This is a genomic window from Paramagnetospirillum marisnigri (genome assembly GCF_001650715.1).
Classification (GTDB): Bacteria; Pseudomonadota; Alphaproteobacteria; order Rhodospirillales; family Magnetospirillaceae; genus Phaeospirillum; species Phaeospirillum marisnigri.
Window position 1 is genome coordinate 19,816 of sequence record NZ_LWQT01000040.1, and the last position, 13,256, is coordinate 33,071.

Here is a 13,256-nt window from a genome sequence, read left to right on the forward strand (position 1 = left end):
TACCGTTCCACCAACCCCTGACAGACTTCACATCTAGTTGCAGACCTTGTAGTCCTCGATGACTTCGTTGTGGATGGTCTTGGACTGGACAGTGAAGGCGGCGTAGCCACGCTTGTCCAGTTCCTGCAGTAGTTCGTCGATATTCTCGCACAGGCCGGTGGTGCGCGGCATGTGGCGGGCATAGGTCACCAGTCGGCCATCGGCATGGTTCATCTTGAACTGCCAGTCGTCGGGAAATTCGCGTTGCCAGGCCTTGATGCGCTTGCCGTTGGCCGCCTTGAACTTGGTGCCCTGGGCGGCCTCGAACTTTTGCCACATGGCATTGGCGCCCTTGATGTAGTCGCCGTCGCAGCGCTTGGCCGCTTCGCGCATATAGATGCCGTGGCGAATTTCCCGCTCGGCGCTGACTTCGGTGGTGGAAAAGCAACGCTTGGGCTTGGCCGCCTCGGCCCCCAGGGGCGACAGCAGGGCGGCTAGGCCGAGGATGGCGGCGAGGCGGCGCATGGAGACTCCTGACGGCGGGACGCGGTGCGGGCATTATGCCATGCCACCAGCCGCCAGCCCAGCAGCACCGCCAGGATGGCGGCGTGGATCATGGGCTGGGTCAGGTCCTTCTTCACCATCATCCAGTGATGGGCCACCCCCAGCGGACCGATGACATAGACCAGCCGGTGCAGCGCCCGCCAGCGCCGCCCGCCCAGGCGCCGGAGCATGGTGTCGGTGGAGGTGACGGCCAGCGGCAGCAGCAACAGCACGGCCAGCATGCCGATGGTGATGTATTTGCGCTTGATGATCTCGCGGCCAATGGCCGACCAGTCGAAGAACTGGTCGAGGCCCACATAGGACAGCAGGTGCAGCACCACGTAGAAGAAGGCGAACAGCCCCAGCATGCGCCGCAGCCGCCCCAGCCACGACCATCCCGTCAGGCGCCGCAGTGGCGTCACGCCCAAGGCGATCAGCAGGAAACGCAGTGCCCAGTCGCCCAACTCGCGGATGGTCGCCTCGATGGGATTGGCGCCCAGCAGGCCGGAATAGCCTTTCCACCCCAGCCAGGCCAGCGGCAGCAGGCAGAGCGCGAAGACCAGCGGCTTGATGAAACGCCCCCCTCCCGACCTCCCCCCATGCGCGGCACGGGGGGAGGAGAGGGTGGATGCTGCTCCACCCGTCATCAGAAATTCACCGCCAGATCCATGCCGGAATACAGCGACGCCACCTGTTCGCCATAGCCGTTGAAGGGCAAGGTATCGCGCTTCAGGAACTCGCCGATGCGCCGTTCCTTGGCCTGGCTCCAACGGGGGTGGTCGACCTTGGGATTGACGTTGGCATAGAAGCCGTATTCGCGCGGCGCCGACTTCATCCAACTGGTCCGCGCCGGGGTCTCGGTGAAACGGATGGAGACGATGGACTTGATGCCCTTGAAGCCGTATTTCCACGGCACCACCAGACGCAGCGGCGCGCCGTTCTGAGGCAGCAGGGTCTCGCCATACAGCCCCACCGCCAGCAGGGTCAGGGGATGCATGGCCTCGTCGATCCTGAGGCCCTCCACATAGGGCCAGTCCAGCAGCCGGGTGCGCTGGCCGGGAAAGATCTCGGCATCCACCAGGGTGGTGAATTCCACGAACTTGGCCTTCGAAGAGGGTTCGAAGCGCTTCAGCACCTCGGCCAGCGGCACCCCCACCCAGGGGATCACCATGGACCAGGCCTCGACGCAGCGCATGCGATAGGTGCGTTCCTCCAGCCGGTGGGGCTTGATCAGGTCCTCCAGGCCCAGCGTGCCGGGCTTGGCGCATTCACCCGACACCGCCACCGTCCAGGGCTTGGGCTTGAAATAGCTGGGGGCCAGTTGGGCGGGATCGCCTTTGTCGGGGCCGAATTCGTAGAAATTGTTGTAGGTGGTGACATCCTTGCGCGGCGTCAAAGCCTCGTCGAGGGTGAACGGCCCCTTGGCCGCCGTCAGCGGCGCCGCCTCGGCCCTGCCGCCGCCCAGCGCCAGCGCCCCCGCCGCCCCCCAGGCCAGGAAGCGGCGGCGATCCAGCCACAGCGCCTTGTCGGTCACCTCGGACTCGCGAATATCGCTCCCGTGCCTGATCAGCATGTCCTATCTCCCGTCCTGGCCCTGCGCCACTACATGGTGACTCGGGACGAAAAGATCAAAGTCAGCCCCCGCACATGGACTTGACCGCGCTCCATTCGCCCTCGCTCATGGATGGCGCCGCCGAGCGTGGCAGCGGCGCCGCCTCGACGGCGGCGGCGCGCACGGCGGAATCGGGATGAGTGCCGATCCAGGCCACCAGGCTGCCGCTGCCGCCCTCCTGCCGGTCGAGGCGGCGGAAGAAGGCCGCCAACCCGGCATGGCCGATCCCGGCACGGGTCAGCAGCGCCACGGCACCGCGATCGGCGGCGGCCTCGTCGTCGCGGCTGTAGGCGGCCGCCATCAGGGCGCTGGCGGCCGAGGCCACCAGCCCTGAGGCGTCGCCGGTCACCAGCGTGACCAGGATACCAACCCCGACACCGCGCATCACCGCCACGGTGGGATGACGTTCCCCCACATGGGTCAATTCGTGCGCCAGCACTCCGGCCAGTTCGTCGGGATGCTCCATGTCAACCATCAGGCCACGAAACACCACGATCTCGGCACCGGGCAGGGCCAGGGCATTGACCACCGGCGAGTCCACTACCCGCAACGTCACCCGGTGATAGTCAGGCGGCAGCCCCTGGGCCAGCCGCGCGGTCAGGCGCTCCATGGCCGCCAGTCCGGCGCCGTCGCGGCAGACCCGGAAGCGGCTCTCGAAGCCCTGGGCCATGCTGCGGCCCCAGGCCCGTTCAGTCTCCACCGGCACGAACGCCACCAGATACCGCGACAGGCCCGGCAGGGCCTGGGCCAGCGCCAGCAACACCAGGGCTCCCAGCGCCAACCCAACCACCATGCGGAGGGTGCCGTGGGACCGGCGGCGCGGCAGCGTCGGCGGCAGGACCCAGTCGGCGAAACCGGCGTCTTCCAGGGTCAGGCGAGCGGCGGGCTCGGCGACGCAGCGCAGGCGAACCTCGGCACCGGGCGCCGCCTCCCGTTCCACATCGCCCAGCCGCCACACCGCCACCAGGAATCCGTCCTCGCCCCGGATGCCCAAGCCCTCGGGCACCGCAGAGACCCGGACCCGGCGACTGGCGGCATTGCGGCCATCGTTGAAGCGACCGGGACTGGAGCGCTCGGGACCGTCCATCAGAACTCGCCGACCCCGTCCAGCACCGAGACCACGCCCTCGCCCATGCCGGGACCGCTGTCCTGGCCCTGGTGGACGGCGGCGAAGTCGGGCACGCCCTCGACACTCAGCACGGCGCAGCCGAAGCGGAAGATCCGCAACGCCGCCCAGGGTCGCAGCACCCCCATGCTCATGGCCGAGATCAGGGCATTGCCAATGGCCAGGCGCACCATGGCCCAATAGCCGATCTCGGCCTTGAAGCGGCAACCGTCGAAGCCGGTTCCCGCCGCCAGGGCCACCATGACTCCCTGGCGGTACCAGGCCAGCGGCAGGCCGACCATCACCACGGCCAGCGGCAGACACAGGATGATCAGGCCGCCGATGAGGGGGGCCGCCTCTTCCTCGTCCATTCCCTGGGCCGCGATCCCGGCGATCCCAAGGCTGAGACCGCCCAACAACAGCAGCGCCGAGACCCAGACCAGGGCATAGCGGCCATACAGATTTCCCGCCCTGGCGTCGCAGGTGAAGGCGCGGTCGCCGAAGGTGGTGTTGGCCATGCGATAGCGGGCCAGCCACATCTCGCCCCAGGGCGCCGCCCAACCGAGGGAAAGCGGGATCAGCACCCAGACCAGCAGCGAGCGCGCCGCATAGGCCCAGGCCGAGCCGGTCTGGCCACCCCGGATGCCCCGCCACAGGGTGCGGCAGAGCTGATAGCGCCGCGCCCGGTAGCTTCCCGCCGCGATCAGCAGGGCCGCCAGAAGGTAAAGCACCAGGATCAGGAAACCTCCCAGGGGATTTTCCGCCTCGATCAGGGTCTGGGCCCAGATGAACCCGGCCACCAACGGCAGGTAGACCAGCACCAGGGCCAGCAGGAAGCCCTTGAACAGCTCTGCGCCGGTGCCGACATATTCCAGCGGATCACCCCAGGCGGTGGTCTTTCCCCACAGGGCGCGGCGCACCAGTGTGCGGCCCCAGAAGCGCCAGATGGACAGGGTGACGACGCTGAGCGCCAGATTCTTGAGCGCCAGGGCGCAGATATCGCCGGAAAATCCCAGATGGCGAAACGGACGGATGGCTGGGCTGGTCACTCTTGGCGTCCCCTCGTATTCAACTGATCAGGGATCGATAGTAGCAGGATGATAATGCCCCCGCACGCTGGTAAACTTTATCCCCCGCCATAGTCCCAAGGAGGCCTCCATGAGCGATTTTCCCGCCCTGATGCTGGACGAGGACGCGGGCAAGGTCCGCGCCTCCATCCGTCGCCTGTCCGAAGCCGACCTGCCCGCGGGCGATGTGCTGGTCCGCATCGACTATTCCACCCTGAACTACAAGGACGGGCTGATCCTCAACGGGCTCGGCCGTCTGGTCCGGACCTATCCCCATGTGCCGGGCATCGACTTTGCCGGAACGGTGGAAGCCTCGGACTCGGCCGCCTACAAGCCCGGCGACAAGGTGCTGCTGACCGGCTGGCGGGTGGGCGAGACCCATTGGGGCGGCTTCGCGGCCAAGGCGCGGGTCAAGGCGGACTGGCTGGTGCCCCTGCCCGAGGGACTGACCGCGCGGCGGGCCATGGCCATCGGCACCGCCGGTTTCACCGCCATGCTGGCGATCAATGCCCTGGAAGACCACGGCTTGCGCCCGGCCAATGGCGGCGACGTGCTGGTGACCGGCGCGGCGGGCGGATTGGGCAGCATCGCCGTGGTGCTGCTCTCCAAGCTGGGCTACGCCGTCGCGGCCTCCACCGGGCGGGCCAGCCAGCATGACTATCTGCGCGGGCTCGGCGCCACCTCGCTGATCGACCGGGCCGAGATCGGCGTGGCTCCCCCCAAGCCTCTGCTGTCGGAACGCTGGTCCGGCGTGGTCGACAGTGTCGGCGGCACCACCCTGGCGAACTGTGTCGCCTCGCTGCGCATGCGGGCGGCGGTGGCGTCCTGCGGCAATGCGGGCGGAGTGGAGTTCTCCGGCACCGTCCTGCCCTTCCTGCTGCGCGGCGCCTCGATCCTGGGCATCGATTCGGTGATGTGCCCCCTGCCCCGCCGCCTGGAAGCCTGGAAGCGCCTGACCGAGTTGATCCCCGGCGAGTTGCTGGATTCGCTGACCGAGGAAGCCCGGCTGTCCGACCTGCCCGAACTGGGCGGCAAGATTCTCAAGGGCGAGATTCGTGGCCGTGTCGTGGTGGACGTGAACCGATAGACCGCCGCTTCACCGCCCAGATGAAGGCCACCGCCGTCAGGTTCATCACGAAGGCATAGACGATGCTGGGCACCATCATGGCGTGGTTGCCCAGCAGCGTCACCGCCACGAAGATGCCCAGCGCGCTGTTCTGCAGGCCGTTTTCCATCACCACGGCGATGCGGTCGGCCATATCCAGGCGCAGCAGGCTGCCCAGCCCCCAGGCGCCGCCCATGGCCAGCAGGTTGAGGACCAGGGCGGCGGGCACCACGTCGCCCATATGGTCCACCAGGCTTTGGCGCTGGCTGATGAAGGCGCCCACCACGATCAGGGCGAACAGCAAACTCGCCACCGGACGCGCCACCCGGCCCAGCCGCTCGGCGGCGCGCGGCCACAGGCGCTGGATGCCGAGACCCAGCAGCAGCGGCACCGTATCCACCAGAAAAATGCCCAGCGTCATGCGCCCCACCGGTATCTCCACCGCCTGCTGATATCCGGCGAAGGCGGCCAGTCCCAGATTGACCAGGGCGGGCACGCTCAGGGTCGCGGCCAGGCTGGTCAGGGCGGTGACCGTGGCGGCGAGCGCGATGCGCCCGCCCGCCATATGGGTGAGCAGGGCCGAGGTCACTCCCGCCGGACAGGCGGCCAGCAGGATCATGCCCACGGCGAAATCCGCCGATGGCCGCCAGACCGTCACCACCGCCAGACCGGCCAGCGGCACCAGCAGCAACTTGGCCGCCAGCCCCGCCGCCAGGGCCTGGGGCCGGGCGGCGATGCGGCGGAAATCGCCGGGATCCATGGTCAGGCCCATGGCGAACATGATGAAGGCCAGGGCGGCGGGAAGTGCCGCCTGGGTGATGATCACGGCGCCAGCCCCCCCATCACCAGTCCTATGGCCAGCAGGGCGGCCGTCACCAATTGCAGCCGCGCGGTGGCGGCGAGGATGGCGTTGAAGGCAGGCCCCCGGGGGGTCGAGACGAAGCGACGGAACAGCAGCAGCGCCAGCGGCACCGCGCCCAGGGAGAGGATACCCCCCACCGGCCCTAGGGGCGAGGCCAGCACGCCCAGCGGCAGCAGGATCAGGGTGCCGTAGATCAGCTTGGCGGTCTCGGCCCCGGCCCAGATGGCCAGGGTGCGGCGCCCGGCCAGCCGGTCGGCTTCCATGTCGCGGTAATTGTTGGCCATCAGCACGGCGGCCGCGATGGCGCCCACGGCGGCGCCCACCACCAGGGTCTGGGCGGTCAGGGTGAAGGCCTGGAGGAAATAAGTGCCTCCCACGGCACCGATGCCGAAAAAGGCGATGACGAAGACCTCGCCCAGGGGGGTATAGGCGATGGGGCGCGGCCCGCCGGAATAGGCCCACCCCGCCACCAGCGAGGCGAGACCCAGGGCGGCGATGGGCCAACCGCCGCGCCAGACCAGGAACAGGCCCACCAGGGCCGCCAGGGCGAAACAGGCCAGGGCGGCGCGGCGCACCCGCCCGGGCGAAGCCCAGCCCAGGGCGGTGACCCGGGGCGGCCCCTGGCGCAGGGGCTGGTCGCCGCCCCTCAGGGCGTCGGCCACGTCGTTATGGAGATTGGTTCCGGCCTGGATGGTCAGCGCGCCCACCAGGGCGGCAACCAGCGGCGCGGTGTCGAGACGGCCGAGATCATGCCAGGCCAGGGCGGCGCCCGCCACCACCGGCGCGACGGAAATGGTCAGGGTGCGCGGCCGCACCGCCAGCCACCACAGGCGCCAGCCATCGGGCGGCTGGTCGGCCCGGCTGGCGTCCGGGTCCCTGATCTCCACGGCCGCGCCATCGCGCAGCCCGGTCTCCAGCGTCATGCTTTCCACCCTCGGTGCAGGCAGGCGATGCCCGCCGACAGGTCGCACCATTCCACATCCTTGAACCCGGCGCAAACCATCAAGGCCATCAGTTCACGCTGGTCAGGGAAGCGTCGGATCGATTCCACCAGATAATCATAGGCGGCGGGCTGACCGGCGACCCAGGCCCCCAGACGGGGAATCACCAGGAAAGACCAGGCATCGTAGAACGGCCGCAGCCAGGCCCAGGGGCGCGAGAATTCCAGGCAGAGAAAACGCCCGCCGGGCTTGAGCACCCGGTGAATTTCCGCCAGGGCGGTCTCGGGCCGGGTGGCGTTGCGAAGGCCGAAGGCGATGGTGACGGTATCCACCGAGGCATCGGCGAAGGGCATGGCCTCGGCGGTGCCGGTGACGAAGTCCACCGCCAACCCGGCGCAGCGTCGCCGCCCCACCGCCATCATGGCCTCGGACGGATCGCACACCACCACTTGGCGCCCGGCCCCCGCCAGCAGCCGGGCGATGTCGCCGGTGCCGCCCGCCAGATCGACGATCACCTGCCCGGCGGCCACATGGGCGGCATCGGCCATGCGGCGCTTCCACAGCCGGTGGATGCCCAGGCTCATGACGTCGTTCATCAGGTCATAGCGCGGCGCCACCGCCTCGAACACCTGCCTGATCCTGGCCTCGCGTTCCTCGGGCGTGACCGACTGGAAGCCGAAACTGGTCGACAGCGCACCACTCACGGCAGATCGCCGCGCCGGAACAGATGATAGCCGATCCCGGCCGCCACGGTGCCAAGCGCCACCGGATAAATCATGGCGAAGGCGAGATAGCCGCCCCGGCCCAGACTATCCAGGATGACATAGGCGGCCGGCCCCATCACCAGCATCTGCGGGTCGAACAACAGGATGGCGGCGGTGCGGAAGCTTTGCAGCGGATTGGCCACGGCGATGGCGATGATGGCTTCCAGCGGCAATTGCTGGCGGATCATCACGCCGAGCAGGATCAGGTCGAGGAACAGCAAAAGGGTCAGCCAGACCAGGAAGGCGCCGGTCTGGGCCACGTCGGGCGAGCGCGCCAGGGTCGAGATCAGCATGCCGATGCCGAGGAAGGCCCAGGCCAGCGACACCAGCAAGGCGGTATAGACCAGGAACAGCGGCCAATCGACGCCGACACCCCGGACCACGGCATAAAGGGCGGCCAGCGCCATGGCGCCGAACACCGGCAGGAACACCACCAGGAAGCGCCCGACCATCTTGCCCCAGAACCAGGCATAGAGCGGAACGGGCAGCGACAGCATGTATTCGAACACCCCGGCCTCGCGGTCGCCCGCCACCGAGCGCACCGTGGTGATCAGGATGAACACCGGCAGGATGGCGACACAGAGCTGGATATAGGTGACCAGCAGGCGCGACAGGCCGGTGAAGCCCAGGATGCGCGATTCGGTCAGGCCGAACACGAACAGCAGCACGATGATGCCGCCGAACACGGCCGAGTAGAAGGCGAACCAGCGCGACCGCAGGGACTCGGCGATGTCGAGCCGGGCGGTGAGCAGCAGGGCGTTCATGGGCATCCCCCCTTAATCCGCCTTGTCATCCCGAGGGAGCCCCGCGACCGAGGGATCTCCGCCCGGCGGGATGTCGCCGTGCCGACGATGGCGTTCCAGGAAGAGATCCCTTGCCGCGCTCGGGATGACATGGATTGTGTCCTCATCCGCGATCCTCCGTGGTCACCGTCGGCTCGCAACGGCTGGTGGACCCCTGGGTCAGGATGGCGCCCCGGAAGCGCTCGAAGCCGAAATCGTCGCCCTTGGACTCGGGCCGGGCGCCGAAGCCATGGGCCATGGGGGTCTTCACCCCCTTGACGTAGAAGGCCTTGAAGCCGTCTAGCCATTGGCCGGTTTCCATATGGCCGACCCAGAACTCGGTCTTGGGATGCTTGGCCCAGTCCTGCTTGACCAGGAACAGGATGGCGTCGCCGGGATCGTCGAAATTGTGGACCTTGCCACTGGGACCCGCCCGCAACTGGGCGACGAAGCGCCGGTCGTCGATGACCATGCCGCAATAGTCGCAGACATCGCGTCCGAGCCGGACATCCACCGGTCCGGTGGAGGGACCGCCGCAACCCGAGGCTACCAGGGCCAGGCCGGGGACCAGGGCGACGAAGTGACGGCGGGTCATGTGATGATTGCACATGGCGTGTCCTCCTATTTCATCTCGATACCGGCCACCAGGCCGGCATAGCGGGCGAGCACGCCCAGGAAACGCAGACGGTCGGGGCCGTTGACCGGCCCCCTCCAACTCAGGCCGTCATCCTCCGAAACGAAACCCCATTCCGCCATGGCCTTGGCGAAAGCGGCTTCTGCCCGGGTCAGGCGGATGGTGCAGTCCAACCGCGCGGTCATGTCCACGTCGTCGGCAACCCGGTCGTCCAGCGATACCTTGCCCTGGTCCAGTTCGACCACACGGTTGACCAGGGCCGCCACCTCGTCCAGGCGATGGCTGGTGATCAGCATCACCGCATCGTCCTTGCGCTGGTGCAGCAGGCCGAAAAAGATGTGGCGCGCCTCGGGGTCCAGATTGGCGGCGGGTTCGTCCATGATCAGCAGGTCGGCGTCGCGGCCCAGCGCCATGGCGATCAGGGTCTTCTGCTTCATGCCGCCCGACAGCTTCACGAAAGGACGCGAGCGGACCATGTCCCAATCCAGGCCCAGCGCCCGCATCACGGCAACGATGCGCGCGGGGTCGGAGCCACAGACCGCGGCGGCGAAATTGACCAGTTCGCCCACCGGCATGCGCAAGGGCGGCGGAATCTGCGGCACGAAGCCGACCCGGGCCAGCACCTCCTTGCGATGGGCCTTGGGGTCGAGACCGCCCACCGTGACCACGCCGTCATGCAGGTATTCACCCAGCAGGCAGCGGATCAGGGTGGTCTTGCCGGCGCCGTTGGAGCCCACCAGCGCCACCCGCTCGCCGGTCTGCACCGACAGGCTGACGCCGTCGAGCACCTTGTGCCGCTTGAAGGTCTTGGAGACGTTGTCGAAGGTGATCATAGCAGCTTGTTCAACCCCTTGATCTCGAACTTCAGCGATCCGGTGGGGCAGGCATCGATGCACAGCCCGCAGCGGGTACAGTCCGGACCGATGGCCACCGAAACGTCCTCGGCATAGGTTTTCTTGGTGCAATCCAGCACATGGGGCACCAGGCAGACCTTGCGACAGTCGCCCTCGTGCAGGCAGTTTTCCAGCGTATACTTCACCCGCACCGGCGACACCGCGCCGACGAAGCCATAGGTCAGGCCGATGGGGCAGATGTAGCGGCACCACATGCGGCGGATGAACACCACCTCGTAGGCCAGCAGGCCCAGCACCCAGATCATGGCCAGACCGGGGCCGTAGATCAGGGCGCGCGACACGATGCCGGTGGGCGAGATGGACTCGAACACGGTATAGCCGCTGATCACCGCCAGCAGGGCGAAGACCACGTAGAGCACGGTGCGCGAGCCGCGATGCAGCGGGTAATCCACCACCATGCGCCGCGCCGCCAGGAACAGGTGGAGCTTCTCGGCGAGCTCGGCCAGCAGGTGATAGGGGCAGGTCCAGGAACAGAAGGTCCGCCCGCCCAGCAGCCACCACAGGAAGAACACCGTCGAGGTGCCGATCACCAGATTGATCAGGATGGTCTTGTAGGCCAGCATCACCTGGATGGCCGAATTGAGGTCGGCCATGTGGAAGCCGATGACGCGCGACGCGGTCAGCGAGCCTTCCACCAGTTGCACGTCGAAGGCGAAGGACGCCACGAAGACCATGTTGACGAAGATCAGCGTCGCCCAGCGGATGTTGCGCCATTTGTGGCTGTTGTGGCTGGCATGGGCGGCCTTGATTTCCTTGGCACGCTCGGCCCCCTTCACCTGGCGCTTGGCCTCGTGCATGGCCGTGGCCTCGGAACTGTGGCAGCGCGGCCGCTCGGGCTGGGCGCCCAGCATGATCTTGATCGAGGAGAGCAGGCTCATCACGCGTCTCCCCACTGGCGGCGGATGTCGATAACGATGGAGGCCGGTTCGGTCGGGCAGATCATCTCGCACATGCCGCAGCCGGTGCAGGCCTGATGCACCACCGGAGTGCGGCGCTTGTCGGCGGGATCGGCCGACAGGGGTTCCAGGGTGATGGCGTTGGGAACCGGGCATTCGCGGACGCACAGGTCGCACAGCTCCAGCTCATAGGGGTAGTCGGCCAGCTTGACCGGCTTCCAGCGGTCGATATGGGCGTAGCGGTGCAGCCCCTTGAACGGTGCCGGGCGGGCGGCGCCCTTCCAGCCCTCGCCCTTGCGGGCCAGGCAGGCATTGGGGCGGTCCAGCCGGGCCAGGCCCATGCGGACTTCCTCCTTCTTGCTGACCGCATGGGCCAGGGCGCCGGTAGGGCAGGCCAGAACGCACTGCACCGCGTCGCAGGAGAAATCGCAGGCCTGCTCGCGGGCCGGGATATAGGGCACGCCCACCCCGAAGCCCTCGTCCAGATCACCCAGCTTGATAGCCCGCACCGGGCAGACCTGGACGCACTGGCCGCATTTGATGCAGGCCGCCAGGAAATCCTGCTCGGCGATGGCGCCGGGGGGACGCAGGCGCGGTGTCCATTTGCGCAGCACCGGAAAGAAACCGAACAGCGAGGCGCCGATGATGGCGGCCCCCATGGTCAGCGAGCGCATCACCTGCCGACGGGTCTTGGCATTGGCCGCCGCCGGGCCAGCGGCCGGAGGGGTTTTCTCGCTCATGACTTGGGCTCCAGGTTCGATCCCGCCTTGAAGGTCTTGTCGGTCCCCAGGCGGGGGGTCTTGTCTTCAAGCAGCAGCACCGGCTCGCTGAACGGCGCCAGCCGGTCGAGGAAGTCCAGCACCTCCAGCAGCGGCGTGCCCTTGAAGAACTTGGTATTGGGCACGTCCATCCACACCCGCCCGGCATAGCCGTAGACCCGGTGCGACTTGTCGCCGACACCGTCGCCGTTGCGGTCGAAGCCCTGATAGTCTTCCCAGCGATTGCCTTCCCAGACGTTCCGCTTGGCCGAGCCGCCGCCATAGATGGCGACCTCGGTGATGTTGCCGGTCAGCAGATTGCCGGTGAAGATGCTGTCCTTCCAGTCGTTGAGGAAGGAGATGGCGATATCGTTGAAGGCGATGCGATTGCCCTTGATGCGGTTCTTGGTGCCGGGCTCGTAGGGAGCCACGTCGATGGCGATGCCGCTCGAGCAATACATCAGGTCATTGTTCTCGATGACCACGTCGCTGCTTTCCTTCAGCGACATGCAGGTCCCCACCGCCCCCACGGCGCGGGCCACGTAGTTATTGCGGATGATGTCGCCGGAATCGTACATCATGGAGATGCCGGTCATGTTGTCGATGAACTGGTTGTTCTCGGCGATGTTGTCCGAGGACTTCATCAGGTGCAGGCCATAGCGCCCGCCGCTTTGGCGGTTGGCGACGAAACGGTTGCCGTTGGCGTACCAGAACACGATGTCGCGACCGCCCCGGAACTCGTTCTCGGTCAGCAGGTTGTCGTTGGAATACCACAGTTTGATGCCGTCGCCGCGCCGCTGCATGTTGAACGGCTTGCCCAGATAGTGGTTGCGCCGGACGATATTGCGGTCGGACCGCTCCATGGCGATGCCGAACAGCACGTCCTCCATCCGGTTGTCCTCGATGACGTTGTCGTTGCCACGGACCTGGATGGCGGCATCCTGCTGGGGATGGCCGACGCCGCTGTTGATCAGGCGCAGATTGCGCACCGTGGCGCCATTGGTGGTGATCCACAGCACCGAGCCCTCGCCACCGCCATCGAAGGTGACCTTGCCCTTGCCGTCCAGGATGATGGGCCGGGTCACCTTGACGCCCTTGTAGCGTCCCGGCGGCGGCACCACTTCCTGGCCCGGCTGGGCCATGTCGATCAGGGCCTGGATCAGCGAGGAATCCATCAGCGGCTCATCTGCCGGAGGAACCGGGGCAGGCGCCGCCGGGGCGGTGGCGGCGGCAAGCGCCATCACCAGCCCTACAATGGAATTCGACACGTTCTTGACTGTCAGTCCCATGGTGC

15 protein-coding genes are annotated in these 13,256 nt (G+C 67.4%); 1 reads left to right on the forward strand and 14 read right to left on the reverse strand.

Going from position 1 to position 13,256, the window contains the following annotated elements; translation table 11 throughout:
- Window positions 1-33 precede the first annotated feature (33 nt).
- The 5 genes from A6A04_RS04275 to A6A04_RS04295 all read right to left on the reverse strand — a co-directional run bounded on the left by A6A04_RS04275 (window position 34) and on the right by A6A04_RS04295 (window position 4,288).
- On the reverse strand, window positions 34-504 hold the full coding sequence (locus tag A6A04_RS04275) for a hypothetical protein (protein WP_068490256.1): 471 nt from the start codon (window positions 502-504) through the stop codon (window positions 34-36).
- Window positions 474-1,169 carry a protein-methionine-sulfoxide reductase heme-binding subunit MsrQ gene (locus A6A04_RS04280; RefSeq protein ID WP_082914686.1) on the reverse strand — a complete coding sequence of 232 codons (696 nt, stop codon included), beginning with the start codon at window positions 1,167-1,169 and terminating at the stop codon, window positions 474-476. The genes A6A04_RS04275 and A6A04_RS04280 overlap by 31 nt, the downstream gene beginning before the upstream one ends.
- Complete coding sequence (msrP, locus tag A6A04_RS04285; protein ID WP_068490258.1) at window positions 1,169-2,095, reverse strand: protein-methionine-sulfoxide reductase catalytic subunit MsrP; 927 nt, start codon at window positions 2,093-2,095, stop codon at window positions 1,169-1,171. The genes A6A04_RS04280 and msrP overlap by 1 nt, the downstream gene beginning before the upstream one ends.
- 61 nt (window positions 2,096-2,156) lie before the next feature.
- Window positions 2,157-3,221: a M48 family metallopeptidase gene (locus tag A6A04_RS04290; RefSeq protein ID WP_068490260.1), complete on the reverse strand. Its 1,065-nt coding sequence runs from the start codon at window positions 3,219-3,221 to the stop codon at window positions 2,157-2,159.
- The gene (locus tag A6A04_RS04295; RefSeq protein ID WP_068490262.1) at window positions 3,221-4,288 is read right to left on the reverse strand and encodes a YjgN family protein; all 1,068 of its coding nucleotides are present in this window, start codon (window positions 4,286-4,288) and stop codon (window positions 3,221-3,223) included. The genes A6A04_RS04290 and A6A04_RS04295 overlap by 1 nt, the downstream gene beginning before the upstream one ends.
- A gap of 109 nt (window positions 4,289-4,397) precedes the next feature.
- Here A6A04_RS04295 and A6A04_RS04300 point away from each other — a divergent pair, with 109 nt between their 5' ends.
- The gene (locus A6A04_RS04300; protein ID WP_068490264.1) at window positions 4,398-5,393 is read left to right on the forward strand and encodes an MDR family oxidoreductase; all 996 of its coding nucleotides are present in this window, start codon (window positions 4,398-4,400) and stop codon (window positions 5,391-5,393) included.
- Here the strand turns inward: A6A04_RS04300 and A6A04_RS04305 are convergent.
- From A6A04_RS04305 to nosD, 9 genes are all read right to left on the reverse strand, one after another.
- On the reverse strand, window positions 5,347-6,237 hold the full coding sequence (locus A6A04_RS04305) for a bile acid:sodium symporter family protein (RefSeq protein WP_245651071.1): 891 nt from the start codon (window positions 6,235-6,237) through the stop codon (window positions 5,347-5,349). The two genes, A6A04_RS04300 and A6A04_RS04305, sit on opposite strands and share 47 nt — an antisense overlap.
- A complete protein-coding gene (gene menA / locus A6A04_RS04310; RefSeq protein ID WP_082914687.1) occupies window positions 6,234-7,196 on the reverse strand; it encodes a 1,4-dihydroxy-2-naphthoate octaprenyltransferase in 963 nt (320 codons plus the stop codon). The genes A6A04_RS04305 and menA overlap by 4 nt, the downstream gene beginning before the upstream one ends.
- A complete protein-coding gene (locus A6A04_RS04315; protein ID WP_068490265.1) occupies window positions 7,193-7,918 on the reverse strand; it encodes a class I SAM-dependent methyltransferase in 726 nt (241 codons plus the stop codon). Before A6A04_RS04315 ends, menA begins: the two co-directional genes overlap by 4 nt.
- The gene (locus A6A04_RS04320) at window positions 7,915-8,742 is read right to left on the reverse strand and encodes an ABC transporter permease (protein WP_068490392.1); all 828 of its coding nucleotides are present in this window, start codon (window positions 8,740-8,742) and stop codon (window positions 7,915-7,917) included. The genes A6A04_RS04315 and A6A04_RS04320 overlap by 4 nt, the downstream gene beginning before the upstream one ends.
- Before the next feature lie 142 nt (window positions 8,743-8,884).
- Window positions 8,885-9,370 carry a hypothetical protein gene (locus A6A04_RS04325; protein WP_082914688.1) on the reverse strand — a complete coding sequence of 162 codons (486 nt, stop codon included), beginning with the start codon at window positions 9,368-9,370 and terminating at the stop codon, window positions 8,885-8,887.
- A gap of 11 nt (window positions 9,371-9,381) precedes the next feature.
- Window positions 9,382-10,227, reverse strand: a complete 846-nt coding sequence (locus A6A04_RS04330; RefSeq protein ID WP_068490267.1) for an ABC transporter ATP-binding protein — start codon at window positions 10,225-10,227, stop codon at window positions 9,382-9,384.
- A complete protein-coding gene (locus tag A6A04_RS04335; protein ID WP_068490270.1) occupies window positions 10,224-11,186 on the reverse strand; it encodes a NapH/MauN family ferredoxin-type protein in 963 nt (320 codons plus the stop codon). The genes A6A04_RS04330 and A6A04_RS04335 overlap by 4 nt, the downstream gene beginning before the upstream one ends.
- Window positions 11,186-11,944, reverse strand: coding sequence for a 4Fe-4S dicluster domain-containing protein (locus A6A04_RS04340; protein WP_068490272.1), 759 nt, complete (start codon window positions 11,942-11,944; stop codon window positions 11,186-11,188). Before A6A04_RS04340 ends, A6A04_RS04335 begins: the two co-directional genes overlap by 1 nt.
- Complete coding sequence (gene nosD, locus A6A04_RS04345) at window positions 11,941-13,251, reverse strand: nitrous oxide reductase family maturation protein NosD (protein WP_082914697.1); 1,311 nt, start codon at window positions 13,249-13,251, stop codon at window positions 11,941-11,943. The genes A6A04_RS04340 and nosD overlap by 4 nt, the downstream gene beginning before the upstream one ends.
- Window positions 13,252-13,256 lie beyond the last annotated feature (5 nt).